18 protein-coding genes are annotated in these 26,788 nt (G+C 63.3%); all 18 read left to right on the plus strand.

From position 1 onward, the window contains the following. Nucleotides 1-5: 5 nt before the first annotated feature. Entirely contained in the window at nt 6-8,318 is an 8,313-nt protein-coding gene (locus GVL12_RS23080) for a PLxRFG domain-containing protein (protein WP_159917913.1), read from the plus strand. Nucleotides 8,319-8,468: 150 nt separating this feature from the next. Further along, complete coding sequence (locus GVL12_RS23085; protein WP_159917914.1) at nt 8,469-8,774, plus strand: hypothetical protein; 306 nt, start codon at nt 8,469-8,471, stop codon at nt 8,772-8,774. Then, on the plus strand, nt 8,771-9,430 hold the full coding sequence (locus GVL12_RS23090; RefSeq protein WP_159917915.1) for a glycoside hydrolase family protein: 660 nt from the start codon (nt 8,771-8,773) through the stop codon (nt 9,428-9,430). The genes GVL12_RS23085 and GVL12_RS23090 overlap by 4 nt, the downstream gene beginning before the upstream one ends. Further along, the gene (locus tag GVL12_RS23095) at nt 9,427-9,921 is read left to right on the plus strand and encodes a hypothetical protein (protein WP_159917916.1); all 495 of its coding nucleotides are present in this window, start codon (nt 9,427-9,429) and stop codon (nt 9,919-9,921) included. Before GVL12_RS23090 ends, GVL12_RS23095 begins: the two co-directional genes overlap by 4 nt. After that, complete coding sequence (locus GVL12_RS26405) at nt 9,918-10,670, plus strand: DUF2829 domain-containing protein (protein ID WP_200844025.1); 753 nt, start codon at nt 9,918-9,920, stop codon at nt 10,668-10,670. The genes GVL12_RS23095 and GVL12_RS26405 overlap by 4 nt, the downstream gene beginning before the upstream one ends. 106 nt (nt 10,671-10,776) lie before the next feature. After that, nucleotides 10,777-11,436: a hypothetical protein gene (locus GVL12_RS27095; RefSeq protein WP_159917917.1), complete on the plus strand. Its 660-nt coding sequence runs from the start codon at nt 10,777-10,779 to the stop codon at nt 11,434-11,436. Continuing rightward, nucleotides 11,426-12,874 carry a terminase family protein gene (locus GVL12_RS23115; RefSeq protein WP_159917918.1) on the plus strand — a complete coding sequence of 483 codons (1,449 nt, stop codon included), beginning with the start codon at nt 11,426-11,428 and terminating at the stop codon, nt 12,872-12,874. The genes GVL12_RS27095 and GVL12_RS23115 overlap by 11 nt, the downstream gene beginning before the upstream one ends. Continuing rightward, nucleotides 12,871-13,353: a hypothetical protein gene (locus GVL12_RS23120; RefSeq protein ID WP_159917919.1), complete on the plus strand. Its 483-nt coding sequence runs from the start codon at nt 12,871-12,873 to the stop codon at nt 13,351-13,353. The genes GVL12_RS23115 and GVL12_RS23120 overlap by 4 nt, the downstream gene beginning before the upstream one ends. Beyond that, complete coding sequence (locus GVL12_RS23125; RefSeq protein WP_200844026.1) at nt 13,353-15,617, plus strand: portal protein; 2,265 nt, start codon at nt 13,353-13,355, stop codon at nt 15,615-15,617. Before GVL12_RS23120 ends, GVL12_RS23125 begins: the two co-directional genes overlap by 1 nt. Nucleotides 15,618-15,629: 12 nt before the next feature. Further along, nucleotides 15,630-16,586 (plus strand): hypothetical protein, encoded by a 957-nt coding sequence (locus GVL12_RS23130; protein WP_159917920.1) that lies wholly within the window; start codon nt 15,630-15,632, stop codon nt 16,584-16,586. A 232-nt stretch (nt 16,587-16,818) separates the two neighbouring features. Next, nucleotides 16,819-17,334 (plus strand): hypothetical protein, encoded by a 516-nt coding sequence (locus GVL12_RS23135; RefSeq protein WP_159917921.1) that lies wholly within the window; start codon nt 16,819-16,821, stop codon nt 17,332-17,334. Between the two features lie 164 nt (nt 17,335-17,498). Beyond that, nucleotides 17,499-18,623, plus strand: coding sequence for a N4-gp56 family major capsid protein (locus tag GVL12_RS23140; protein ID WP_159917922.1), 1,125 nt, complete (start codon nt 17,499-17,501; stop codon nt 18,621-18,623). A 68-nt stretch (nt 18,624-18,691) separates the two neighbouring features. Beyond that, nucleotides 18,692-19,141, plus strand: coding sequence for a hypothetical protein (locus GVL12_RS23145; RefSeq protein ID WP_159917923.1), 450 nt, complete (start codon nt 18,692-18,694; stop codon nt 19,139-19,141). 79 nt (nt 19,142-19,220) lie between these two features. After that, nucleotides 19,221-19,841, plus strand: coding sequence for a hypothetical protein (locus tag GVL12_RS23150; protein ID WP_159917924.1), 621 nt, complete (start codon nt 19,221-19,223; stop codon nt 19,839-19,841). A 3-nt stretch (nt 19,842-19,844) separates the two neighbouring features. After that, nucleotides 19,845-20,561, plus strand: coding sequence for a DUF6682 family protein (locus tag GVL12_RS23155; RefSeq protein ID WP_159917925.1), 717 nt, complete (start codon nt 19,845-19,847; stop codon nt 20,559-20,561). Beyond that, nucleotides 20,561-21,121, plus strand: coding sequence for a hypothetical protein (locus GVL12_RS23160; protein WP_200844027.1), 561 nt, complete (start codon nt 20,561-20,563; stop codon nt 21,119-21,121). The genes GVL12_RS23155 and GVL12_RS23160 overlap by 1 nt, the downstream gene beginning before the upstream one ends. 9 nt (nt 21,122-21,130) lie before the next feature. After that, nucleotides 21,131-22,813: a hypothetical protein gene (locus GVL12_RS23165; RefSeq protein WP_159917927.1), complete on the plus strand. Its 1,683-nt coding sequence runs from the start codon at nt 21,131-21,133 to the stop codon at nt 22,811-22,813. Continuing rightward, nucleotides 22,813-26,788 (plus strand): hypothetical protein (locus GVL12_RS23170; RefSeq protein WP_200844028.1); only part of this gene is annotated, 3,976 nt, incomplete at its 3' end. The genes GVL12_RS23165 and GVL12_RS23170, both read left to right, overlap by 1 nt.

The following is a 26,788-nucleotide window of genomic DNA, read 5'->3' on the forward strand; positions in this document are numbered from 1 at the left end:
TGGACATGGCCAAGAAGAAGCAACTGCCCGCGGTATTGAAGACTTTCGATGATCTGGACGCGGCCGGCATTGGGATCGGATGGAAATCTCCGTTTACGGCTGAGGTAACGCCAACTCCGAAAGCTCCCAAGAGCGGCAGCCTGATGAGCGGAGCAAACGACATGGTGATCGAGCTCGCAAACGCAGCTGCAGGCGGGGTGAAGTCGGCGGCAGATTTCGTGAAGCCGGGGAACGCGGTTTCGGGCTGGATCGATAAAAACATCATCAAAGCAGGTGAAGATTCGCAAAGCGATTCTGCGAAGGCATGGAAACAGCAGCTCAGCAATGAGGTGGACCAGGCTGATGGGGCAATGGGTGAGTTGAGCGCGGTTGGCAACTATCTCACCAGCGCGCCGCACTTAGCTGTGGCGCAGGCACTGGGATCGTTTGTCGTGCCCGGCGCCGCGATCAAGGGCGCAGGCATGGCCGGGCGAGCAGCTGGGCTTGGCGCGAAGGGTGTGCAGGTTTCGGGGCGCGCGGGTGGCGTGGCTGCTGGTGCAGCCCTGGCCGGTGGCGATGCGGCCGGTACCGCCTATGAGCTGTCGACCAAAGCGGGAGCCACAGAGGATGAGGCCGTTTCCGCGGCGCGCGGCGCCAGCGTCATTCCTGCGCTGGTGGGCGCGGCTGGCGGCGCGTTTGGCGCGGAGAGCCTGCTGGCTGGAGCCAAGGGGTTCGGCGGCGGCGTCGCGGCGCGGGCAGCCAAGACTGGCCTGAGCGAGGCGGCGCAGGAGGCTGTGGAAGAAGGCGTGACCCAGTACGAGGGGCAGCGTGCGGCCATGCCTTTTGATGCGAGCATCGACCCCAGCAAGGGAGTGGCGGCCGCGGCTGGCATGGGCGCGGCGCTGGGCGGCATGACGGGCGCGGGCACGTCGCTGCTGGTTGGTGACCGCGGACGTGAAGCGCCCACCGCCCTGGATGCTGCTCTTGCTGCCGATGATGGTGGCCTGCTGTCGACGCCGACTGTCGAGCAGGACCAAGGCGCGCTTGGCCCTGCGGCGTCGAGCAATCCTTCGCCTGAACAGCTGGCGCTGCTTGAACAGTTGCAGGCCGACAGGTCCGGCGCCAACAACGTGAGCCCGATCCTTGACATGGACACCCTGCAGCGCCAGGGTGTTACCCCGGCCGGCGTGCTGGATGAGCGTGCGCTGGCGCGCGAGGGGCTGGGCGGCCCAACTGCTGTGATGCCGGCGGCCCCGGTCCCCGTGGTTCCGGAGCGCGGCGCGCTGTCCCGGGCCGCAAACCTTGCCGCGGCCTCGGCGCCACCTGCAATTGCACCGCTCACGGACGCCGTGCAGGCCCAGGCACAAGGGCAGCCCGCGATGGCGGCGCAGAACGCTGACGACGAAACGGGAGAAATCTCGCCCGAGGAGCGTGTGGGCCAGATCGAGGATCGGCTGGACTATCTGGCACAGATGGGCCGTGCCCAAGGCTGGAGTCCCGAGGCCGTGGCCCAGCGCAGTGCGCTGCAGCAGGAATTGGATCTGCTGTCGCCCGCTCAGCGCATGGACGACCTGCAGGCCCAGGCCGATGCGGCCGAGGCGCGCGCCGCGGACTGGGCCGGGCGCGAGTACCGTCCAAACCCCATGGAACTACCAGCGCACGCTGCCCAGGGCGGGCCCGTCGACATCCAGGAGGCTAACGAGCAGCGCCGGCTGAAAAGCATCAACCAGGCCCAGCAGGAAGCCGCCGCGGCGAGGGACCAGGCCCAGCAGCTGGAGAATGAAGGTAACGCGCAGGCCCAGCTGGCTGCGCAGCAGGACCGCGCGGCGCGCCTGGATCCTGAGATCAGCGCAGAAGCCCCCAACCCCAGCACCATGGACGCCGGCGCTGGCGAGCAAGCAGACCTGCAGGCAAGTCCGGTACCGGAAGCACAGGCCCCGGCAGCGCCCGACATCCTCAACCGCCTGGGCAAGCCCTTCACCGTGAAGCTGGCAGCCAACAAGGCAGCAAAGGAAGCTGGCGCTGGATGGGAGCCGGTGAAGGTGGAGGGGGGCTTTGTGGTGCGCCAGGTTCAGCCCAGCGCCAGCATCAGCGCCGCAGCGCCCGCCGCGCCGGCGGCGCAGCAGGCCGTGGCCCAGGGTGAGGAGGTTGGGAGCGAGTCCAGCGCCCAGGACCAGGTGCCAGCAGCGCCGCAGGAGCCGGGCGCGCGTTGGGATGGGATGGCCCCGGAGGCGCAGCGCGCCGTGTTGGCGGCCGCGCCCAACTTGGTGCCCGTGCTGCGCAAGAACCTGGAGGGCAAGGCCTGGGAGAAGATCAGCGAAGGAAACCGGGCCAAGCTGTCCTCGGCCATGACGGCCCAGCAGGCTATGACTGGCCCGCAGGGACCGAGCACCGCGCTCGCGCCAAGCTCATTCCAGGAGGAGCTGGGCGAAGGGGTGGGCACCTTTTCCGAGAAGTTGGCTGCCAAGATCAACGATGCACGGTACAAGCTGGCGCAGGGCGAGAGCATTGCGCCCGCTATGCGGAAAATCAATGGTGCGGATGTGCCCGCCATGACCACCGAGGTGCAGCGACTGGAGAGCTTGCGCGAAGAGGCGAAGGCGTTGGACGCCACGGCGCAGCGCGACGACACAGCGCGCGGGATGCTCAAGGCTGCGCGGCAGGAACTCGACGCCAGTGCGTTGAACGCGACCGCTCGAACCGAGGCTGTAGCGCGCGCTGGCGCCACCGGCAGCGCAGTGGATGCATCGCAGGCAATATTCGACGCCGTGGACAGCAAGACCACGCCCGTGCCGGTGGAGGGCGAAGACCTGGGCAACGGCTGGGCCGCATTCGCTCCAGAGTCCGGCACCAAGGGTATCCCGCGCGCCGAGATGCCGCAGATCAAGGCTGAGCACCGCGGCGCCATGGTCAATTTCATGAATGCCCGCGGCATCGCGCATCAAGAGGAAACGGTTCCGGCCGCCAGCCTGAAGCCCACGCAGGCCGAGTTCGACCGCGCGAAAGTGCAAAAGGCCATCGGCTTCCAGGGCGGCGACCGCTCCATTCTTGTGTCGCAGGACGGCCATGTGCTGGACGGCCACCACCAGTGGCTGGCGGCGCGCGAACAGGGTAAGGACGTGAAGACGATCCGCCTCGATGCGCCCATAGAGCAACTGCTGGAGAAGGCGCGGGAATTTCCCAGCAGCACCACCAGCGCGGGCGCGGTGCCGGGGCTCGATGTCCAGGCATTCAGCAGCCGGCCGGTGCCGGCCCAGGTCTCTGCCCCGCGTGCGGGCCAGGATCCGGCGCCGGCATCCGTTGAGAAACCCAAACCCGCAGGTCCGATAGATGGTCCGGCATTCAAAAAATGGTTTGGCGAATCCAAGGCGGTGAGCGACGAGGGCAAGCCAATGGTGATGTACCACGGCACCAGCGCCAGCGAAGACGGCCAGGCCTTCGGCATGTTCGACACCTACGCGTCGAACTACGGCCTTATGGGCATGGGGGGCTATTTCACTGCTGACCCGGATGTGGCCAGCAACTACACGAGCAAGGGGAAGGGCACCACGCCCACGGTGTATCCGGTGTACCTGTCGGTCAAGAACCCGCTGGATATGGACGCGAAGGCCACGCCGGATGCTTGGCGCAAGCAGTTCCCGGATGCGGCGAGCTTTCACGAAGGCGGCGACACGAACGAATCCTGGTACCGCGCCGCAGAGGAGGCGCTGAGCCAGGAGGGCCTGCCCAAGTGGGAGGGGGCGGAAGCCATGCAGGACGGGTTGCGCGCCATGGGATTCGACGGCATCACCCATGTGGGAGGTGGCCGGGTGAAGTCCGCTGGCGTGAAGCACCGCGTGTATATCGCTTTCGACCCGGAGCAGATCAAAAGTGCCACAGGCAACAACGGCGAATTCGACGGCGGCAATCCCGATATTCGTTTCCGGCGCGCGGACCAGGAGGGCGGCAAGGGCGCTGCGGGCCCGGGAATGACGCCCGAGCAAGCTGAGCAGTTGCTGCGCATCATGGGCCAGGCCCCGCAGCAGTCGCGCGCGGCCCAGGCCCGGGCCGTGAGCACGGTGCGCGCCACGGCGGACGGCATCCGCGCTGGCTGGGCCAATGGTCCAGAGGTGATCGTGGTGCACGACATGAGCGATCTGGCCATCCCGGCCGCGGCGCGGCGCGCGGACCAGGCGCAGCGCAGCGGCGGCGCCGAGGGCGATCCGGAGGGCTTCTATTACGGCGGCAAGGTCTACCTGCTGGCGAGTCAGTTGCCCACGCAGCAAGACGCGGCCCGGGTGCTGATGCATGAGGCGCTGGGCCACCACGGCTTGCTCGGGGCGTTCGGCAGCGGCTTGGACGGTGTGCTGCAGCAGATCGTGGCCGTTCGTCGGGGCGACGTGCGCCGCAAGGCCGCGGAGTATGGGCTGGACTACGAGAAGCCGGCACAACGCCTGCAGGCTGCCGAGGAGGTGCTGGCCGAGTGGGCCCAGACCCGGCCCGAGATGGGTTTCGTGCGCCGCGCCGTGGCTGCCATCCGCACCTGGCTGCGCCAGCATGTGCCCGGCCTGAAGCGTCTGGCCGTCACCGACGCCGAGATCATCCGGTCCTACATTCTGCCGGCCCGAGGCTGGGTTGAGCGTGGCGCTGGCGCTGGAATGGGCCGGGGCCTTGCCTTCAGCCGCGCCACCGGATCGACCAATATTCCCGACTCCATCATTGGAAGCACGCTGGGCGCAGCTTCCTCGCATCCTGACTATGCGTCTGCCAAGGGCGGCGACATCGAGGCGGCCGTGCGCTTGGCCCAGGATCTGGTGACGCCAGAGTTGGAGGCTAAAGTTCGGGCCGCCATTGGCGACGCAAAGCCGCGCGTGGTGCCGGTGGCCGCCGAGGAAGCGGCAGGGCGCAACAAGATTCCGCGCGCCGCGGCCGAAGTGCTTGCCATGCGCCTGGGTCTGGAGACGGCCAGCGGCATCGTGCAGGCCAATCGCGCCCGCCGCACCGGCCTGGATGGGCTGGATCGCATCTTTGCGCCCGTTGACTTCGCCGGTACCGTCGAGCCTGGCCCCTATCTGCTGGTGGATGACACCTTGACGCAAGGCGGCACGTTCGCGGCGTTGGCCAGCCATATCAGGGAAGGTGGCGGCACCGTGGCGGGGGTCATTGCGTTGACTGGTAAGCAGTACAGTGCAACAATTCAACCCTCTTCAGAAACCCTGACAGCCCTCCGACAAAAACATGGTGACCTCGAAAACGAATTCCGCGCCGCAACCGGCTACGGCTTCGACGCGCTCACCCAGTCGGAAGCCCGTTATCTCGCGCGCTACGAGCCGGCTGACCGACTCAGAGATCGAATCCTTGCAGAAGGACGACGCGGACGCCAGCGCGAAGATCAAGGCGATTCTGGCTCAGGCGCAGTAAGCGACGGTCCGGTCTTCAGCCGCTCCAGCCTCGCAACTCTCAAGAATTCTGCCCTCGACCAACTGGGCCAGGCCCTGAGCCATCCGGGCAAAGTCACGCTTTGGGACAAGACCGTGGGCACCATGCGGCACTTGGCCGAGCGCTCGCCGGTATTCCGCCCAGTCTATGAATCAGCCCAGCGCAACATCGACGATGTCAGCATGCTGGCCAACGACGCCGCCGACCGCGCGCCGCGCATCCTGCCCCGGGTGGAGAGCATGGGCGACATCGTGGGCAAGAATCGCAAGCGCCCGGTATCCGCCGAAGACAACAAGGCAGTGGCCCGACCGCTGTTCGAAGGCACGCTGCTTTACGGCCGCGATGTCGACGGCAAGCCGGCGTTGGTCGATGACCTGGCGAAGAAGTACGCGAACATGGCCGTGTACAACAAGGCCGCGCTGCTGCTGCGCACCAAGAAGCTCGACTCCGGCGTGTTGGCCATGTGGCAGGGGCTGCCGGTCCAGCAGTATGAAAAGCTGATCGAGTCGCGCTTCCAGAGCAAGATCGTCAAGGCCGGCGTGGTCTGGAGTGATGCGGAGCTGAAAGCGATGTTCAGCGCCAGCCCGAACCAGATAAGCCTGTACCGCGAAGCGCGCGCCGCAGTCGACCGCTCCATCGACCTCACGGCGCGCACCGACATGCTGCGAGCTCTGGGCGACGAGTACTCCGGCATGCGCGATATCGTGCTGGACCAGGCCGACCTGGCTGGCGCTGCCCAACTGCTGCTGGACACGCTGGAGCAGGACGCCAAGGCAGTTCCGGACAATCGCGACCGAATCAGCGAGCTGATGCAGCAGGTGCGCCGGCGCCTGGACACGGCCACCGACCTGCAGCAGGCCGGATATGCGCCACTGTCGCGCTTCGGCCAGTACACAGTCGACGTGGTGGATGCTGCAGGGGAGCGCCAGTACTTCGGCATGTACGAAACCATGCGCGAGTCGAACATGGCCGCTCGCAATTTCCGCCAGACCTTCCCAGGCGCAGCGGTGACGCAGGGCACCATGAGCCAGCAGACCTTCAAGCTGTTCGCCGGCGTGTCGCCCGAAACGCTCGAGCATTTCGGCGAGATGCTGGGCCTGAAGAGCCAGGGCAACGACGCCCAGGACAAGGCATTCCAGGCTTACCTGCAGCTGACCAAGAACAACCACAGCGCGCTCAAGCGCCTGATCCACCGCAAGGGCACGGCTGGCTACAGCACCGATGTTGGGCGCGTGGTTGCCAACTTCGTTTACTCCAATGCGCGCGCTGGCGCGCTGGGCCTGAATGCTGGCACTCTGGACAAGGCGATCCAGGCCATTCCGCAGGGGCAGGGAGAGATACGCGACTTGGCGATGGGACTGCGCAGCTACATCCAGGACCCGCAAGAAGAAGGCCAAGCCGTGCGCGGCATGCTGTTTGCCCAGTATCTAGGCGGCTCGGTGGCCAGCGCGTTTGTGAACATGACCCAGCCATTCCAGGTGACGCTGCCATGGCTGAGCCAGCATGGCGGAATGAAGAAGGCCGGCGCCCAGCTGGCTCGCGCCCTCAAGGATATGGGCACCAAGGGGTTCCAGTACGAGACGGAGCTGGCGAAGGCCCTGAAGTCTGCCGAGGATGACGGCGTGGTCAGCCCGCAGGAAATTCACCAGCTGATGGCGCAATCCCGCGGCGCTGGCGGGCTGCGCGCCGGCGACGGCACAGCGGCGGGCAATGCCCGGGCCGCCGCGGGCAATGCGTGGGAGCGCACCAAGGTGGCATGGGGCCAGCCGTTCGCTCTGGCCGAGCAGTTCAACCGCCGCAGCACCTTCATTGCGTCATACCGGCTGGCGAAGCAGCAGGGCATCCAGAACCCGGCGGCATTCGCGCGCCACGCGGTGCTGGAAACCCAGTTTGTTTACTCCAAGGCCAACAAGCCGCAGTGGGCCCGTGGCACGATCGGTGGCACTTTATTTACGTTCAAAACCTATAGCGTCAGCTACCTCGAGCTGATGCAGCGCATGTGGACGCAAGGTGGCCCAGAGGGTAGGCGTGCGGTTGGCTGGTCCCTGGCCATGCTCATGCTGATGAGCGGTGCCGGCGGCTTGCCGTTCGTCGAGGATGTGGAGGACCTGATCGACGCGGGCGGCCAGATGATGGGCTACAGCATGAGCACGAAGCAGTGGCGCAAGCAGTTCTTGCAGGACCGGGTTGGCAAGGAATTCGCTGATTTCATGGAGCAAGGTATCTCTGGCCTGCCAGGCGCGCCTATCGATATCTCGGGACGATTGGGCATGGGGAATCTGCTGCCCGGCACAGGCTTGTTCCTGGAAAAGCGCGATCACACGCGAGACGTGGTGGAGGTCATCGGGCCTGCCGGTGATTTGCTCCAGCGGGGGGCATCCGGCCTCCTCGATATCGCTAAGGGCGTGTTTTCCGGTGATGTCGCATCTATTGGGCGCGGCGCGCTGGAGATGGCCCCGACCGCAGTGCGCAACCTCGCCAAGGGCGTCGACATGGCGAACAGCGGGGTGTACAAGGATTCCAAGGGCCGTAAGGTGATCGATGTGACGCTGGCCGAGGCAGTGGCCAAAGCCATCGGCTTCCAGCCCAAGAGCGTGGCAGAGGTGCAGGAGGCGACGGGCACCGAGCAGAACCTGATCGGTCAGAACCGAGCGATGAAGGAGCGCCTGACCGCCGACATGGCCCAGGCCGTGTACGACCAGGATGCCGAGAAGCAGAGTGAGATCCGCGAGCGCATGCGCACCTGGAACAGTCGCAACCCGGAAAGCCCGGTATTCATCGACAGGCGTGCGGTGCGTAGCCGGGTGATCAAGATGCGCCAGACCAAGGCTGAGCGGGTGGCTGCCGCGGCCCCGAAGTCCATTCGCGCCAGCGTGCGCCAATCCTTGACCGAGGCACAGGCCGCATCAGCAGCCCCTTGAATCGGTCAGTGCGCGCGCACATAATGCGCCCACACACTCTCTGCCCAGGGCATGCGGTTCCTACCAAGGAACCCCGATGCCCCTCAAATACTCCACGGCGCCGGCCGCAAACGGACATGCCGCCACCTTCTTCACAAGGGGGGCGCGAGCATGAAAAAACCACTCATCGCCTTGCTGGCGCTGCTGGGCATTCAGCACCACTTGAGTGCCGAGCAACGAGATGACATTGCCGGCGCGCTCTATCAAGCAACTCCCGGAGCTGTCACAGCGGGAAGTTTCCGCCTTGTCGGCCTGCCTCTTAGCGATTGGCTGGTGCTGGCCTCCATAGCATTTGTGGCGTTGCAGGCTGCATACCTGATCTGGAAGTGGCGCCGCGATTCTCGCCAAGAGGCCCGCGCCGCGCGCCGTGCCGAGTTGCTGGAGAAGTCCTGCGTTTCGGATCGGGGGCCTGCATGAGCAAGGTCCCTAAATTCCTTGCATCGAGCCTGGCCGCGCTGGCGCTGCTCGCAGGGCTGGGTGGTGGCGGCGCCATCCTCATCCACGATCAACCGTTGCAGGTGTCGGCCGCCGAGATGCAGCAGGCGCTGGCCGACCAATACGTGCGCGTCGTCGCCGCGGACCCTACCACCAGCCAGGCAGTCAAGGTGGCCATGGTGCTCGGCAGCTTCTACGAGTCCAGCGGCAAGCACATCGGCAAGCCCTACGTTGACAAGCTGGGCCGCGGTCAGCCGCTCACGGTCTGCAACGGCATCACCGGCGCCGGCGTTGTGGCCGGCAAGTGGTACAGCCCAGCCGAGTGCTACCAACTCGAAAAGCGCAGGTATCTGGCGGCCGAGCGCGCGGCGCAGCGCCTGCTGGTGCACTGGGATCGCTATGACCCGCTCGTGCAGGGCCAGTTCATCGACTTCCTGCACAACAAAGGGGAGGGCGCATTCACCACCAGCACGATGCGGCGCAAGGCCAACGCCGGCGACCTGGTGGGCGCGTGCCGCGAGAACCCGCGCTGGAACAAAGGCACCGTGGCCGGGCTGCTGCAGGTGCTGCCAGGCCTGCAGGGCCGCGCCGATGCAAACGACGAGATTTGCCGCCTGTGGCGAGTGAGTACGCCATGAGCATCCGCGCAGTCACCCACCTTGCCGCCGCCGGCGCCGCGGCCCTGGCCGTCTGGATCTTCCAGGACGCGCGGCTCGGCGTCGACCTGGCCGAGGCCAATCTGGCCGCCACCACCTACCAGCTCGATGTCAGCCAGGCCCAGCGCGCGGCCGATGCGCGCGTTGCGCTGGTTGGCCAGCAGATTTCCAGCACATACCAAGGAGCCCTGAATGCTGCCCGTACACGCGAGGCGCTGCTGCGCACTGAGCTTGACCGCCTGCATGTTGTTTCTGACGGCCTGCGCGCAACCGCCGCAGATGCCGCCCGCCGACTTGCCGAAGCTCCCCCCGCGACCGTCCTTGACTACGCCCTTACCGGAAACGCCGTATTCGACGACTGCCGAGCAGCGTATGCAGGGATGGTCAAAAAAGCTGATGGGCACGCAGCTGATGTCCGAACCCTCAGCGAAGCCTGGCCAGTGATCACAACCCCCAAGAAAGAAGTCCCATGACCAAGTACCGTAAAAAGCCCGTAGTCATCGAAGCCGTCACGTTTGATGAGCTGGTGGCCCATGGCCTCAAGAACTGCACTTCCGCCGTCGATGGCATGCCCTGGGCGTTTGACTACAACGGCCATCCCATCACCCACGAGAACGACGACTGCTACCTGATCCCCACGTTGGAAGGCGTGATGAAGATGGGGCGCAGCGACATGCTGCTTACCGGTGTCAAGGGCGAAATTTACCCGTGCAAGCGCGACATTTTTGAAGCGACCTATGACGTTCTGGGCGGCAGCGCCATGACATTTGGCCAGGCCATCGAAGCTGCCAAGGTCGGCCAGCGCATCGCGCGCACCGGCTGGAACGGTAAAGGCATGTTCGTCTACTTGGTGCCGGCCGCCAGCTATCCCGTGCAGACCGGCGCGGCGAAGGCCCACTTCGGCGAAGGCGCGATGGTGCCCTATAACCCTTATCTTGCCATCAAGAACGTGGACGAGACCGTCAGCACCTGGGTGCCGAGCGTCAACGACTGCCTTGCCGGCGACTGGGGCGTTGTGGGTCAGGCCGTGCCCGGCCACCAGCAGCGCGTGCTGGCCGAGAAGCTGGAACTCGATCTGCGCATCAGCGCCCTGGACCCCTTCATCGATCGCAACCCAATATTCGCCACTCTGCCCGTCGATGAGCAGGCCCGCCTGAAACGCCAGCTCGACGTCATGCATGAGCTGTCCTCGATCCTGGGCGAGCGCATCGCCCAGTTCTAAGCCGGTTGGAGCGGGCTGGTGAAGCGAGGTCGACACCCCCTTGAATTCTTCTCAGTCTTGTTGTTTCATTGCCCGCGCCCAATAGAGGGCATGCCACTGACAGGACTTGAGCAAGAAGCGCGCGTCACCTGATCAAAACGCCAACCCGGCCTCGAAGACCGCGCCTACCCGCGTCCGCACCTCATCTTTCAAAGCCCCGGCTTCAGCCACGAAGCCGCCTGCGGCTGCCAAGACCTCCCCCATCAAAACAGCCATCAAGCCTCTGACGCCTTTTCAACGATGGTCGTCGGGCATTGGTGCGCTTGACCAGTTCCTGGCATTCGTCCTGGAGGGCGGTCATATGGCCGATTTCTGCCGCCAGAACGAGTTTGCGTACACGACCATGCTGGACTGGATCAACGCCGACCCGTCCCGCGCCGAGATGTACGCACGCGCGCGCGAGGACCGCTCGGACAAGCTGGCCGACGAGATCGTGGCGATTTCGGACGAATGCGAGTATGAGCCGGTCACGGACATCAGTGGAAACACCGTGGGCGTGGTGTTCGACAAGACGGCCGTAGCACGCAACAAACTGCGCATCGACGCTCGCAAGTGGACTGCTGCGAAGCTCAAGCCGCGTGTCTACGGCGACAAGGTCCATCTGGAGGGCACTGTCGACCACAAGGTGATGAGCGATGACGCGCTGCTGCTGCGCCTGTCCAAGCTGGGGGTGAAGGTGGACGGCATCGTGCCGCTGGGTGAATCGGGGAGCGGTGATGCTGGCTGAATCCCTCCTGCATCTCACCCCTGATCAGCGCATCGAGCTTGCCGGGCTCCTGGATGAGCTTGAGCGGCGTCGGCGCACGCGGCTGCTGGACACCATGTTTCCCGACGCAGGCCCACTGCGCCGTGAGCTGTATCCGCGGCATGTGCAATTTTTTGAGCTGGGCGCGACCTGCAGCGAACGCGTCTTCATGGCCGGTAACCGGGTTGGCAAGACCGTGGCTGCGGGGACCGAGCTGGCTTATCACCTCACGGGGCGCTATCCGTGGTGGTGGGCCGGACACCGCTTCGACAAGCCGGTGCGCGCGCTGATTTCTGGCGATACGCACGAAACGACGCGCGACATTCTGCAGCTCAAGCTGCTGGGCTCGACCACCGACAAGCCGGAACGTTTCGGTACCGGGCTGATACCAGGCGACGCGATCACCGGCATCGTGTCGCGCACCCACGTCAAGGGCGCGGTCGAGCGCGCAATGATCAGGCATGCGAGCGGCGGCGAGTCGGAGCTGTGGATGCGCAGCTATGTGCAGGGGCGCGAGATTTTCCAGGGCTTCGAGCTGGACATTTTTTGGGCGGATGAGGAGTGCCCCGAGGACGTGTACGAAGAGGGCCAGGTGCGTTTGATGACGCGCGCGGGTATCTCCATGCTGACGTTCACGCCGCTGTCGGGCCTCACGCCGCTGGTGCAGCAACTGACATCGCCCGATCCCGAAGGCAAGGTGATTGGTCGAGCAGTGGTGCAGTGTGGCTGGGACGATGTGCCGCACCTGACCGCAGAGGCCAAAGCCAAGCTGCTGTCGCGCCTCATGCCGCATCAGCGCGATGCGCGCACCAAGGGTGTTCCAGCGCTGGGCGCGGGCGCAATCTACCCGGTGCCCGAGAACGACATCGTGGTACCGGATTTCGCTCTACCCGACTTCTGGCCTCGTGCCTATGGCATGGATGTGGGCTGGAACCGCACCGCGGCCATCTGGGGTGCGCACGACCGCGATTCGGACATCGTTTACCTGTACAGCAGCCACTATCGCGGCCAGGCCGAGCCTTCGGTACATACGGCCTCGATCAAGGCGCGCGGCGATTGGATACCCGGCGCTATCGATCCGGCTGCGAAAGGGCGCTCGCAGAAGGATGGCGAGCAACTGCTGCAGAACTACGTTGACCTGGGCCTGCAACTGACCCCCGCCAACAACGGTGTGGAGTCCGGCATCTACCAGGTCTGGGAGCGCATGAGCACCGGCCGCCTGAAGGTCTTCAAGTCGATGCACGACTGGCTCAACGAATACCGCATTTACCGGCGCGACGACAAGGGCCAGATCGTCAAGAAGGACGACCACGCCATGGACGCGACGCGCTATCTCATCGTGACGGGGCTGTCTCTGGCCTCCGTCAAACCTCGCGCCAGCAGCAGCTCTGCACGGCGCAAATCCTGGAGAGTTGTATGACCTCGATTCTTGGGCCACGCGGCACGCCGGTGGCCGAACTGGGCGGTGAACGCGCGTGGCGTCAGCGCGTGATTGGCGACGTGGTGTGCAGCTACCAGTGGCTGGACCTGCGCGCGGCGGGCGACGATACCGCGGACGGCGAGCCCGAGCCTGCCATGGTGCTGTTTCCAGCCTTTCGTCGCATGGAGACCGGCGCCTATGTCATTCCCCAGCGCAATGCCTACGCCTACGTGGACAACAAGGGCAACCCCACCCCGCAGTTCATCCGGACCGCGGCGCTCGCGGCCGAAACGATGGGCTTCACGATGACCGACCGCAGCAGCATCAGCCGCATGCTGGACATCATCTGCGAGGGCATCCCCGACCTGATCGACATGCCGTCGGAGCAGCCGCGCGCGCTGGAGGTGCAGCGCCACCGCCTGGGCATTGAGGTGACGGCCCGCGCTTGCGGCAAAGACCTGCATAGCGAGGTGCTGTGATGTTCGAAGTGCGCGACAACCCTTCCACCCCGGCAGGCGACACGCTGGATAAGGTCAACGTGGAGCCTATGGCCGAGGGCGCGGCCGAAGGCGGGCAAAACGAAATGGTGCAGCAGAGGCACGCCACGCTCATGGAGCTGCTGCAGTACGAGCACGAGCGCCAGGGCGAGGAGCGCCAGCAGATGCAGATCGATGAGGACTACCAAGACCATTTGCAATGGCGCCCAGAGGATGCCCGTGAACTGATGGATCGCGGTCAGGCTCCTGTGGTCTTCAACGAGGGACGACAGACCATCGAATGGATCTGCGGTACCGAGAAGCGCTTGCGCAAAGACTACAAGGTGCTGCCGCGCGAGCGCGACGACGAGGCCATGGCCGAGGTTAAAACGAAGCTCATCAAGTACACGGACGATGTGAACATGACGCAGTGGCACCGCAGCCGGGCATTCCGCCAGTCGGTGACGGCCGGCCTGAGCTGGCTGGAGGAGGGAGTGAACCGTGATCCCGAGCGTGAGCTCATCTACTCGGGCTGGGAGGACTGGCGCAACGTATACCGCGACAGCCACAGCCGCAACCTGGATTACAACGTCGACGCGCGCTACCTGTTCCGCCGACGCGTGGTGGATCTGGATTACGCGGTCGCGCTGCTGCCTCAGAGCCGTGTCCACCTGCTGACTATGGCCGGCAGGCACGACGACCTGGACCCAGAAGGCATCTGGTATCTGGGCGAGCGGCTGACCGGCGCCAGCGAAACCGAGTGGGGTACTGCTGCCCACATCTTTGGTGCGCGCGCGGCAAACATCGCTCGGTCAGGCTACTACGACAACAGCCGACGCCGCTCTGTGGAGCTGCTGGAATGCTGGTACCGCGTGCCTGAGCGCGTGAGCGTGTTTGCGGACGGACAGCTGGCGGGGAAGATTTTCAATTCCGCCGATCCGCTGCACGCCTTTGAGCGAGAAGCGAAATCCGCGCGCCTGTATGACACGGTGAAATTCCGCATGCGAGTGCAAATCTGCACGCGCGAAGCGCCTTGCCTGGACATGCCAAGCCCATTCCGGCACAACCGATTCCTGATGGTGCCCATCTGGGGCTACCGACGCGCGCGCGACGGCCTGGCCTACGGTGCGTGGCGCGGCATGCGAGACATTCAGGACGACCTGAACAAGCGCCGCTCGAAGGCGCTGTTCGCCTTGAGCGTGAACCGCATCATCATGGAGAAGGGCGCTGTGGATGACATCGATGACCTGCGTGAGGAGGCAGCGCGGCCGGACGGGATCATTGTCAAGAACCAGCAGCGGGAATTGAAGTTCGACACCAACATGGGCGACTTCCAAGCCAACGTGGAGCTGGCCGCGCAGGATGCGCAACTGATCCGCAATGCCGGTGGGGTGACGGAAGAAAATTTGGGGCGCAACACCAATGCCAGCAGCGGCGTAGCAATTCATGCCAAGCAGGACCAGGGCTCGCTCACAACCAGCGAGTTCTTCGACAACCTGCTGCTGGCGATCCGCCAGGCCGGTCAGCTGCGCCTGAGCCATATCGAGCAGTTCTACACCGAGGAAAAGGTGGTGCGCATCGTGGGCGAGGGCCAACGCCCCATCGAGTGGCTGACCATCAACCAACAGGACCCGGCCACGGGAGAAATCCTCAACGACATCACCGCGCGTGAAGCGGATTTCATTGTGGACGCGCAGGATTACCGCTCGTCGATGGCCCAGGCCGCCCTGGAGCAGATGTTCGGGCTGCTGGGCCAGATCGCGACTTACGCACCTCAGGTGGTGCTGTCGGTGCTGGACTTGGTGGTGGAGTCCGCCGATATCCAGGGCAAGGAAGAGTGGGTGGCGCGCATCCGCAAGATCAATGGCCAGCGCGATCCGAGCAAGCCGCCTACGCCCGAGGAGGTCCAGCAAGAGCAGGCAGCAGCAGCCAAGCAGGCCGAGTCCGAGCAGTTGGCCGCCGACACCGCGCGCGCGCAGCTGGGCAAGATCCAGGCCGAACTGAACCTGGTGCAGGCGCAGATCAAGAAGCTGGGAGTGGACGACGTGCTCAAGAAGGTGCAGTCGATGCTGGCCGCCCTGCAGGCCGGTCAGATCGTGACCGCCCAGCCGAACGTCGCGCCCGCGGCCGACGAAATCACCGCGGCGGCTGGCCTGGATGACGCCTTGCCCGCTGCCGAGGTCACCGCGCCCGCGCCAACCCAAGGCGAAGCCGCGGCGCCGCCGCAATCCGAATTCCAACCCGCTCCCACCGAGCAACCCCAGTAAAGGAGTATTCCCATGTCCATGTTCAACGAAGAAGACCTGGCAGGCCTGTCCGAAGCCGAGCGCAATGCACTGCGCGATATGTCCGAAGACGACGAGGATCTGCAGGGCGCGGCTGACAGCGCTGGAGGTGCTGATGACGCTGCCGACGTCGGCACCCCTATCGACCCTGCTGACGTTACTGGCGGCGCGGCCCAAGACCCAGATCCTAATGCCGGCGCGGCGAAGGATCTCGAAGGCAAGCCAGGCGTGGCGGACGGCGCGGCAGGCTCTGAACTCGATTCAGCGACATCTGCCCCGGTACAGCCAGCGCTGCACCCTGTCACCCCGGAGGACGCCGGCGAGCAGCGCAAGGTCTTGCGCGCTGAAAAAGCCGACGCGCTGCAACAACTGCTGGATGGGGTGATCGACCAGGAGCAGTATCAAGAGGTAGAAGCCCGCGTGCAGGACAAGCTGGACGACCTGGCGCGCGCCGCGGCCGTGGATATGGCCCGTACGCAGCTTCAGCAAGACTCGATGATTGCCGAGTACGGGCAGCACCTTGCAGTCGTGCAAAAGGAGTTGAAGGCAGCCGGTATTGACCTGGATGGCGATGCAGGCTCGCAATTGGACCGCGCCATTCGACTGTTCGCCCAAGATGCGGCCGAGCGTGGTTTGGCGGATGCCGCGGGCAACATGGCCGCTTCGCGCGAAGCACTGGCCGAGGCGAAATCCTTGGTGCTGCGCCGCTTTGGCAAAGCCGCGGCGGAAGTTCCGGCGGCGCGCGCGTCCCAGCCACCTGCCGCTCCTACCCGCAGACCCGCACCTGCCGATCGCTCTGCCTTGCCGCCCACCCTGGCCGGCGTGCCCGCGGCGGCAGATTCTGCTGTGGGCAACGAGTTCGCGCACCTGGATGGCTTGGAAGGTTCCGCGCTGGAGCGAGCGATCGCGGGCATGACGCCTGCGCAGCAAGACCGTTACCTGGGGGCCTGATGTCGGGACGCAGACTGATTCGGCAGATCAAGGCGGGCGAGAGCCTGTCTTTCGACGGCGGGCGCTTGGTGGTGACACTGCGCCAGCGCACAGGCTCCCGCGCGGAACTGAGCTTGCACTTGGAGGACGATGTGGTGGTTGACAAGCCGTTGCGTGAACGGGTCGAAGGCCCGGGATATCGTGCAGCGTCCGCACGCGCCAGAGTTCTCCCACACTGATGAATGGAGCGGACATGCCGAAACCGATTGGTGAAATCTACGGTGCTATGTGGGAGCGCCAGCGCGACGAAGCGCAGGCCAAACAAGATGAGTTGGCGCGTCGGCAGCGTGAGCAACTGGCCGAGGATACGGCGCGGCAGCAGCGTGCACTGCAAACCACTGCACAAGATGGCCAGGCTCAGATACCGCAGATCCCTAGTGGACTCATGAACATGATGGGGGGCTCAGGCGGCGGCGCTGCCGGCTCATCCTCTGCGGGGGCTTCGGCCGGTGGGTCGGCGAGTAGTGCATTGGCTTCTGCCGGTCCATGGGCGGCGTTGGCTGCTGCGGTGATTGCGAATGAAACATCCGCCAGAAACGGCGGCCATCGCCGAGACGGCCTTGACTATGTGGGCGATCTGATTACTGGTGACGTGGCCTACCAGGACGCAGATCGAGTCGAGAAAGCCACAGGTTCAAAGACAGTCGGCTCCCTATGGAAAGCGGCGACTGCAGCGAATCCGCGGCGGATCTTGAAAGCATTGTTTTAAGAGCGATTTCATGGGTACTTGATTTTCCAGAATTCAGATTTATTCTCTTCGCAGCTGCGGCGCCTGCATGGGCGCCATTTTCGAAAGCAGCAAATTGCCGCCGGGGGCCATTGCCCGGTTAAGCGCAAGACGCGCTCAGTGCTCGCAAGGGCAGGAGTTGCGTTATGCGTACTTTGATCGGCGTCAACGACCCTCAAGCCGTCAAAAAATGGGCTTCCATGATGGCCGTGGCCATCAACAAGGAAAGCTACTGGTCCCGCAAGTTCGTGGGGAATGGCAAAGATTCCCGTCTTCCTATTCAGCGTATCGATGACCTGCAGCAGGGCGCGGGCGATGAAGTCACCGTTGACCTGCTGATGCCCATCAATCAGGAGCCCGTCATTGGCGACGAAACCCTGGAAGGCAAGGAAGTCCCGCTCAAGTATTACACCGACCGTCTGCGCATCGACCAGGTGCGCGGCGGTGCGGACCTGGGCTCGCGCATGACCAAGAAGCGCACCTTGCGCGATCTGCGCACCGACGCCAAGCGTGCAGCCACCGACTGGTGGAAGCGCCTTCAGGATGAGCTGTACTTCATCTACCTGTCGGGCTCGCGCGGTACCGGCAGCGGCTTTGTGTGGTCTGCCAACAACCCGTTCTTCACGGTCAACCCGCTCACGGCTCCGGACAGTCAGCACATCTTGTATGGCGGCGCGGCCACGTCGAAGGCCTCCCTGACGGCTTCGGATACGTTCAAGCTGCGGCTGATCGACAAGGCCGTGGCCAAGGCCGAGACCATGGGCGGCGACGGCACCGACGAACTGTCGATGATCCCTGTGTCTATCGAAGGCGGCAGCCACTACATCTGCCTGATGCACACCTACCAGGCCGACGCGACGCGCCAGGACGCGGGCACAGGCGGCTGGCTCGACATCCAGAAGGCCGCAGCGGCAGCCGAGGGCAACAAAAACCCCATCTTCCAGGGCACGCTGGGCATGTACAACGATGTGGTACTGCACAAGCACCGCAACGTTATTCGCTTCAGCGATTACGGCGCTGGCGGCAATGTAAATTCCGCTCGCGCGCTGCTCCTGGGCGCTCAGGCTGCGCTGATCGCCTACGGTGACAACGAAACCGGCACGCGCTACCGCTGGACCGAGGTTCCCAAGGATCACGAAAACAGCGTGGCCATCGGCACACACGCAATCATGGGCGTGAAGAAGGCCACCTACAAGTCCAAGGACGGCAACGTCCAGCGCGACTTCGGCGTAATGGCCCTGGACACGGCCAACACCGACCCCAATGCTTGATGAGCCCGCGGCCCGCCGCGCGGGTCGCTGTTTCACCAGCCCATCCACTCATCAGACAGGAGCATCAAATGCCCAAGTACCAATCCGATGTTGCGACCGGCAAGAAGGCCGTGCCGCAGCCCTTTGACGCCAGCGTGCTGACCGTGGCGGTGGACCTGACCCTGCCAACCGCGGCCCTGGTTGCCAACGACCTGCTGGAGTTGCTGGAGGTTCCGCCGGGCGTTCAAGTCGTCGGCGTCGACGTCGTGGCGCCCCAGCTCGACAGCAATGCGACACCCACCCTGGCGTTCTCGCTGGGCGTGCTCAATGCCGCGGGCACCGACCTGGGCACCGTGTACGAAGCCGGCCTCAAGCCAGGCGTGGGAGCACCGGGCTCGGCCGCCACCGCCAACGCGGCCGCCCTGGCATTTGCCAATCGCGATGGCGCCCGCAAGCTGGCCCTCAAGGTCACCACCGCTGCCGCTACCTCTGCCTCCGCGGGCAAGCAGGTCCTGGCTCTCGTGCGCATGCGCTATTGAGCCGCAGCCCTGGGCAGTGAGTGTGCAAGGGCTGCGCAGGGCGCGCGGCCCTTTCTATTTGAAAAGGCAAGGAGTTTCCATGAAAGTCATCCACGCATATCGCCGCAAGGAGTCCACGACGGTGGAACTCTTCGGCCTTTCCATTGAATTCAAGCCCAACGATAAGAAAGACGTTGTGGCTGAAGTCGACAACGAGGAGGCCGTGGATCGGCTGCTCAGCATCCGCGAGGCATATCGCCTGTATGCGGACCAGCCGCGGCCTTTGCAAGTGCGCGATGAAGCGGCTGGGCGGCTGGTCAATGTCATCGATGCGCGCGTGACGGCAAGTGCTGCCACGACACTGCCCGCGCTGCAGACTTCTCTTGCCGAAGCCGGCGCGGGCTTGCAGATCAATGTCGACGGCACGGCCGAATTCCCTGGCGTGACTGTGAATGGCGTGTACACAAAGCCTGCCGATACCGACGACGCAGGCCAGGTCGTGGCGCAGGATCAGGCTCAAGGTAACACCGGCGGCGCGGTTTCGCATTATGTGTTTGCGAACGAGGCCGGCGAATCCATCGACATATCGAAATGGACCGCCAAGGAGATCCGCGATTTCGCCGATTCCAATGAAATCGAACTGCCCAAGGGCAACAGCGTGAAGGTAGGCGAGTTGCGCGATCAGCTCGCCGCAGCCCTGGCCGCGAATTCCAAGGAGTAAATCATGCCGCTTGAAGCCAAACACGTTGTTCAACGCGGCGTGGTGACCACGCAAGACACGACCTCGATTCGCTGGCCCGTCGGCGAGTGGGTACGCTACCTCAACGACGGGCAGCGCGAGATCATGCTGCACCGCCCCGATGCTTTCAACAAGAGCGCGACCATTACCTGCGTTGCGGGCTCCAAGCAATCGTTGCCGGCGGATGGCGCCAAGTTGATCGACGTGCAGCGTAATGCGTCGATGAACAGCATGCGCGCGATTCGCATCTGCAGCCGGGAGATTCTGGACGCGCAGATGCCGAACTGGCACAACATCACAGGCTCCGAGGAGATCGTGCATTTCATGTACGACCCGCGCGAGCCCAAGGCGTTCTGGGTGTACCCGCCAGCGACAGCCCTGGCGAAGGTGGAAATCAACTATTCGGCCACTCCCACGGACATCGTGGAACCCGTGTCTGGCAGCGATTACACGGCGGTGGAAGGCGATATCTCGGTGGCGGACATCTACGCCAACGCGCTGCTGGACTACATGCTTTACCGCGTCTACCTGAAGGACGCGGATTATGCGGGCAACGGCGCGCGCGCGCAGGCCCACTACGCTGCGTTTGCCACGGCACTGGGCATCGAGCTGAAGTCCACGATGGCGATTGCCCCTGTCTCGCTGGCAAACCCCAACTTCCGCCAGGGCAGCAGTGCGGCCACCGTGCAGACGGGTGAATGATGAGGGAGTGGGCCGACTTTTTCCCCGATGTGTTGCCCGGCGTTCCGCTGGGCACGCCTGAGCCCACCGTGGTGCATCAGTTGCGCCGCGCGGCCCAGGAATTCTGCACTCGCACCCGCGCCTGGCGCGCAGTCCTCGAGCCGATCACGACCGAGGCGGGCCGCTCTGCCTACGGCATGCCGTTGCCGGCTCAAACCGCGCTGGTGCGGCTGGAGGGTGCAGAACTACAGGGCTACGGGCCCCTTACCCTTTGGCGGCCGGGACCCGGCGCCGGGCCGTACCTGATGACACCTGACGCGCGCACGGTGTCATTCGGCCGCCTGGTGGCCGCTGATATGGCCCTCGTGCTGGACGTGACGCTGAAACCCAGCGACACGGCCGCAGGCGTGGACGCCGATGTCTTTGACCAATACAGCGAAGTGATTGCGCGCGGCGCGTTGGCACGTCTGCGCGGCGACGAGGCGACGAGGCGCGAGTTTCTGAGCAGCTGCGATGACATCAATGTGGCCGTGTGGCGCGGGAGGTCCGCGGCGCGCCCGCGGGTGGTTCCGTATTTCTGAGGGTTGGCGATGAAGATCACGGTTTCGGGTTTCACGGGGGCTGTCAATGCCCCGCATCCCAAGCTCTTGCCGGATACGGCGGGCACGGTTTCATGGAACCAGAAGCCCGGGCGCGGTGACTTCCGCCCCTGGCGTGAGCCACTGGAGGTGGCAACGGTGCCGGCCGCGCGCAAGACTATCTACCGCTTTGGCCGGGATGTGGCCGAAGACGGGCGTTACTGGTTTGCTTGGACGGGGACTGTGCATGCTGTGCGCGGCATGTTGGCCGACGATACGACGGAGCGTACCTATTATTCGGGTGATGGCTTCCCAAAGTGGACCGACAACACGATCGCGCTGGCGGGCGGTAGCTATCCGGCGGCCTGGCGCAAGCTGGGTGTGCCGCCACCCACGTCGGCACCAACCCTTCAAGTGTCGGAGGGCGACAGCACCGAGACCGAGGTGCGCTATTACGTTTACACGTTCGTGACGGACAAAGGGGAGGAGAGCGCCCCGGGGCCCGTGTCTCTGATGTTGACTTGCCCGATCAATGCGGTGGTGGCCATCTCGGGTATCGAGAGCCCGCCCTCAGGGGCTCTCACGATCGATCGAGTGCGGATCTACCGCACCCAGACCGGATCGACTGGCGACACAGAGTTTTTCTTTCTGCGCGAGCTGGCCGCAGGTGCGGCCACGACGAGCGATGACAAACGTGTGCTCGGCGAGATCCTGGAGACGGTGGATTGGCTGCAGCCGCCCGAGGACTTGACATGGCTGACTGCCATGTGGAACGGAATGATAGCCGGCATTACCGGCAACGCGGTCCGCTACTGCATGGCCTACAAACCCTACGCCTGGCCGATTGCCTATGAGACGCTGCCCCCCGATGCAAAGCCGGTGGCGCTGGCGACCTTCGGTCAAAGACTGCTGGTGCTGACGACCGCAGACCCCGTGCTGGTGGCCGGGACCTCGCCAGACAGTCTGGACGAGCAGCCGCTGGAGGTGGGGCAGGCCTGTGTTGCCCCGCGCGCCGTGGTGAGTTTTGGTCATGGTGTGGCTTGGCCTGCGCCGGATGGGCTGGCGTACTACGGAGCGGCTGGTGCCAAGCTGGTGACCGCTGGGATCCTGACGCGCGATGACTGGCAGGCTATGAACCCCGCTGGGATGGTGGCTGGTCTATATGAAGGGCTTTATCTGAGCTTCTTCACCGATGCCGGCGGTGTACGGCGTGGATTTTTGGTGGATCCGCAGAACCCCGCGGGCATCTTTTACCTTGAAAGAGGTTACGACGCGTTGTATCTGGATGAGTTGCAGGATGCTCTTTATGTGCTGGACGGCAACCAGGTGCTCAAATGGGATGCTGGCGCCGCACTGATGAGCGCGCGTTTTGTCTCAAAAGTGTTCGGCCAGTCGGCGCCGGTCAGTCCCGCCTGGTGCAAAGTCGCGGCCGACAGCTATCCGGTGACGGTCAAGATCAATGCTTTGGAGCTGGACAGCCGCGAGGTGGCGCAGCATATCGTCACCTATGGCTCCCCGCGCTGCATCTCCGTGAGCTCTGGCAATAGCAGCGGGGTGCAGTTTACGCTTGCTGCGCAGGGACCTGAAGCATTCCGACTGCCGGCAATTGCAGCGCGATCCTGGCAGATCGAAGTGTCTGGCGAACAGGCGGTACAGGGCGTGTCATTGGCTCAGTCCGTGGAGGAGTGGCGCTAATGGCAACAGCACCCCGCAAGGATATTCCCAACCCGAGCGCGCCCAACTGGGGCCCGCGCGTGACCGAGGAACTGCGCGTGCTCATGGGGCGCGTGGGCAATGGGCGCGCGCTGACGGCCACCGATCTCATTTCAGCAGGTATTGCTAAGCCTGGTGTGGGCGGTGGGCTGGTGCCGGGAGGGCCATCATCTGGCGGAGAAGCCGACCTGACGCCGCCGCCTATGCCCACAGGTGTGACGGTGGCTGCGGGCTTGACCACGGTACTGGTGGAGCATGATGCGCCGGTCTATTCTCAGGGGCACGGCCACGACCGTACGGTGGTGTATGGCGTGCTGCAAACCGGGGACACGCCGCCGACGTTTGACCAAGCGGTAATGCTGTTCCAGTTTCAGGGGAACATCGGTGCCTATCCGGCGGCCATCGGTACTAGGTACCGGCTGTGGCTCAAGTGGATGTCGGTGGACGGCGTGCAGTCTGCTGCGCCTGCGGGCGGCACCAATGGCTTGGACGTGCAGACTGGAAAGATCGGCAATAACGACCTTGGGCCCCTGATTGTCGAGGCTCAAAACCTTGCCGACGGTGCCATCTCTGGAAGCAAGCTGGCGGCTGACTCGATTGACGCTACCAAGTTTGCTCAAGGTATCGAGCCCGTAACCATTGTTGATGGTCCGGAGCTTCCAGCAGAAAAGCGGACCACGAATATTTCATGGAGCGGCGCTCTATACACCTGGAATGGAGAGCGTTATAAGGCAGCAGCGCTGGGTGATATTAGTTTTACTCAGATTAATGGCCTGATAATTGCAGATCAGATCGCTGAAGGAATTTTGACAACAGCGAAGTTTGCCCAAGGACTTGAGCCGGTCACTATTGCACCGACATTGCCATCGGTTAAGTCTACGACTAACGTTGTTTTTAATAACGAACTCTACACTTGGGACGGAACGAAGTATTCCAAGTCCGTGAAGACTACGGACCTTGCCGGTACGATCACGGCAGGTCAAATCGCAGCCGGCGCGATTGACGTAACCAAGTTCGCTTCGGGCTTGGAGCCTGTAGAGATCGTGGCTTCGCTGCCAGGAAGTAAGACGACTACGAACGTAGTATTCGGTGGAGAGTTATACACTTGGAGTGGCACGGCTTACTCGAAGGCTGTGAAAGCGGCTGATATCACGGGTCAGTTGATCGCTGCACAGATCGCAGTTGGTGCGATTGACGCTACGAAGTTCGCTTCAGGTGTAGAGCCTGTGAACATCGTGGGGACTCTGCCCACAGTTAAGTCCACTTCTAATGTGGTGTTCAACAACGAACTCTATACGTGGAACGGTACGGCTTACTCGAAGACAGTGAAGACGAATGACCTTGTTGGCACTATCTCGACAAGCCAGATCGCTGCAGGTGCGATAGACGTCACCAAGTTCGCCTCTGGACTTGAGCCAGTGTCCGTCGTGGCTTCTCTGCCGGGTACGAAGACGACCACGAATGTGGTGTTCGGTAACGAACTGTATACGTGGAATGGCACGGCCTACTCTAAGGCGGTCAAGGCGGTGGATATTACCGGGCAACTGCTTGCTGCGCAGATCGCTGCAGGAGCTATCGACGCGACCAAGTTCGCAAGCGGGATTGAACCGATCACTGTTGTAACAGTGCTGCCGACAGTCAAGGGTACGACTAACGTTGTATTCAACAACGAGCTTTACACCTGGAATGGCACGGTCTACTCCAAGGCGGTGAAGACGACTGACCTGACGGGAACGATTGGCAGCGCTCAGATAGCCCCCGGCGCAATCGACACCTCGAAGCTCGCCAACGGCGCAGTGGATGCGGCCAAGTTTGCAAGTGGGATCGAGCCAGTTGCTGTCGTGATGGTTCTGCCTACAGTCAAGAGCACTGCAAACGTAGTGTTCGGCAATGAGTTGTATACGTGGAATGGCACGGCCTACTCTAAGGCGGTCAAGGCGGTGGATATTACCGGGCAACTGCTTGCTGCGCAGATCGCTGCAGGAGCTATCGACGCGACCAAGTTCGCAAGCGGGATCGAGCCTGTCTCCGTGGTTGGTTCGCTGCCCGGAACGAAGACCACTTCCAACGTGGTTTTCAACAACGAACTGTACACATGGAACGGTACGGTCTATTCGAAGGCAGTGAAAGCCGTTGACGTCACCGGACAACTGACGAACGCGCAGATCGCTGATATCGCTGCGGCCAAGCTGGCGGGTCAGATCGTTGGTACGCAGATCAGCGACCTTGCTATCAGCACTCCGAAGCTTGCTGCCGGCGCTGTAGTGGCAGACAAGATCGCTGCGAATGCGATTGTGGCCGACAAGATCAATGCGAATGCAGTCACGACTGCGAAAATCGCAACTGGTGCTGTGACTGCGACCGAGATTGCTGCGAATGCGGTAACTGCAGACAAGATCATTGCGAACGCTGTAACGACTGCGAAAATCGCTGCTGGTGCTGTTACGGCTGCAGAAATCGCCGCAGGCGCTGTTACGACGGCAAAGCTTGTAGTGACGGATACAAACGCGGTAAATATCGACCCGTACTTCCAAGATGAGGCTGCCTGGACTATCGGCAGTACGTCTGTGACTACGGTGGCACTCGCTGCTGGCGCTGTAAACTCTAAGGCTTGGACCTCGACTGTCGTCGCTGTTGCAGTTAACCCGCAGCGCAATAAGATTGACTCCAGCAAGTCCTACCTGCTCGAAGTGTGGATGCGAGATGCTTCGGCTGCAGGTAACGGCGCTCAGTTCCTGCAATTCCACTTCTATAACGCGGCCGGTGCGATCATAGCTGGAACCGCCGGCACTGGCTGGCCCAGTATCAACGGAAATAATCACTACTTCCCAGGCACGAACACACAGCCAGCGGTAACGTGGACGCGGTATACCCTGACGATGGGTCCAGACGGCACTGCACAGATTCCTGCGGCAGCGGTGGAGTACACCATCGGCGGGTGGTTCAATTACAACGCGACGGTCCTGACTGCGCAATGGTTCGGTGCGATCCGCATCACCGAAATGGCCCGTGGCGAGTTGATCGTAGACGGAGCAATAACCGCTGACAAAATCTCTGCAAACGCAATCACGGCAGGTAAGATCGCTGCGGGTTCGATTACGGCTACCCAACTTGCTACGAACTCGGTTACGGCAGATAAGATCATCGCGAATGCGGTTACGACTGCCAAGATTGCTACGGGAGCAGTAACTGCGAATGAGGTAGCAGCTAAGACGATCACAGCAGACAAACTTGTAATCGGCAACTCTGCGAACCTACTTGCTGACCCGACGTTCGATGCTGGAAGGGGCTGGGCTGTAGGAGCGTCGTTCGCTTACAGCACTACCACTACAGGCCCTGACGGTAGCTCTGCAGTTAAGCCGGTTATGCTGGTCACGCCTCAAGGTCCTGACGTCTCGAGCGCTAATGCGGACTGGGGCGGTTTTACGCTGCCCGCTATGACCTCCGTGGCTGCTGGTAGCCGTTTCCGGTACACAATGACAGCGCGGGTGGTCAGCGGTACGGCAGGTTCTCTGCGCCTGCGCCTCCTGGAACTCGCTCCGGGGCTGGCAAACTCCTGGCCGATTCTTATCAACCTGAACGGCACTTCGGCCAACGGTCAGTGGGTAACGTTGACTGCAGAGCGCGACCTGCCAGCAGATCGCACGCACATGACGGTGCAACTACAGGCTAACGGGGCTGTAGGTACGGTGTTCGAGGTTGCGGAAGTTTCCATGCGCCAGATGGCGACAGGAGAGCTGATTGTCGATGGTGCGATCACCGCAGACAAGATCGCAGCTAACTCCGTAACAGCAGCGAAAATCGTAGCTGGGACTATCACTGCTACAGAACTTGCTACGAACTCTGTCACCACGATCAAGATCGCGGCCAATGCTGTGACTGCGACTGAAATAGCCGCTAATGCAATCACGGTAGACAAGATCATTGCGAATGCTGTAACGACTGCCAAGATCGCTA

The sequence above is a fragment of the Pantoea sp. 18069 genome, from assembly GCF_902706035.1.
In the GTDB taxonomy this organism is placed as follows: Bacteria; Pseudomonadota; Gammaproteobacteria; order Burkholderiales; family Burkholderiaceae_C; genus Comamonas.

Bases quoted from the DNA above. Each gene is read 5' to 3' on its own strand.
- GVL12_RS23080 (WP_159917913.1), top strand. From the start codon at position 6: ATGGCCAAGAAGAAGCAACTGCCCGCGGTATTGAAGACTTTCGATGAT.
- GVL12_RS23085 (WP_159917914.1), top strand. From the start codon at position 8,469: ATGAAAAAACCACTCATCGCCTTGCTGGCGCTGCTGGGCATTCAGCAC.
- GVL12_RS23090 (WP_159917915.1), top strand. From the start codon at position 8,771: ATGAGCAAGGTCCCTAAATTCCTTGCATCGAGCCTGGCCGCGCTGGCG.
- GVL12_RS23095 (WP_159917916.1), top strand. From the start codon at position 9,427: ATGAGCATCCGCGCAGTCACCCACCTTGCCGCCGCCGGCGCCGCGGCC.
- GVL12_RS26405 (WP_200844025.1), top strand. From the start codon at position 9,918: ATGACCAAGTACCGTAAAAAGCCCGTAGTCATCGAAGCCGTCACGTTT.
- GVL12_RS23115 (WP_159917918.1), top strand. From the start codon at position 11,426: ATGCTGGCTGAATCCCTCCTGCATCTCACCCCTGATCAGCGCATCGAG.
- GVL12_RS23120 (WP_159917919.1), top strand. From the start codon at position 12,871: ATGACCTCGATTCTTGGGCCACGCGGCACGCCGGTGGCCGAACTGGGC.
- GVL12_RS23125 (WP_200844026.1), top strand. From the start codon at position 13,353: ATGTTCGAAGTGCGCGACAACCCTTCCACCCCGGCAGGCGACACGCTG.
- GVL12_RS23130 (WP_159917920.1), top strand. From the start codon at position 15,630: ATGTCCATGTTCAACGAAGAAGACCTGGCAGGCCTGTCCGAAGCCGAG.
- GVL12_RS23135 (WP_159917921.1), top strand. From the start codon at position 16,819: ATGCCGAAACCGATTGGTGAAATCTACGGTGCTATGTGGGAGCGCCAG.
- GVL12_RS23140 (WP_159917922.1), top strand. From the start codon at position 17,499: ATGCGTACTTTGATCGGCGTCAACGACCCTCAAGCCGTCAAAAAATGG.
- GVL12_RS23145 (WP_159917923.1), top strand. From the start codon at position 18,692: ATGCCCAAGTACCAATCCGATGTTGCGACCGGCAAGAAGGCCGTGCCG.
- GVL12_RS23150 (WP_159917924.1), top strand. From the start codon at position 19,221: ATGAAAGTCATCCACGCATATCGCCGCAAGGAGTCCACGACGGTGGAA.
- GVL12_RS23155 (WP_159917925.1), top strand. From the start codon at position 19,845: ATGCCGCTTGAAGCCAAACACGTTGTTCAACGCGGCGTGGTGACCACG.
- GVL12_RS23160 (WP_200844027.1), top strand. From the start codon at position 20,561: ATGAGGGAGTGGGCCGACTTTTTCCCCGATGTGTTGCCCGGCGTTCCG.
- GVL12_RS23165 (WP_159917927.1), top strand. From the start codon at position 21,131: ATGAAGATCACGGTTTCGGGTTTCACGGGGGCTGTCAATGCCCCGCAT.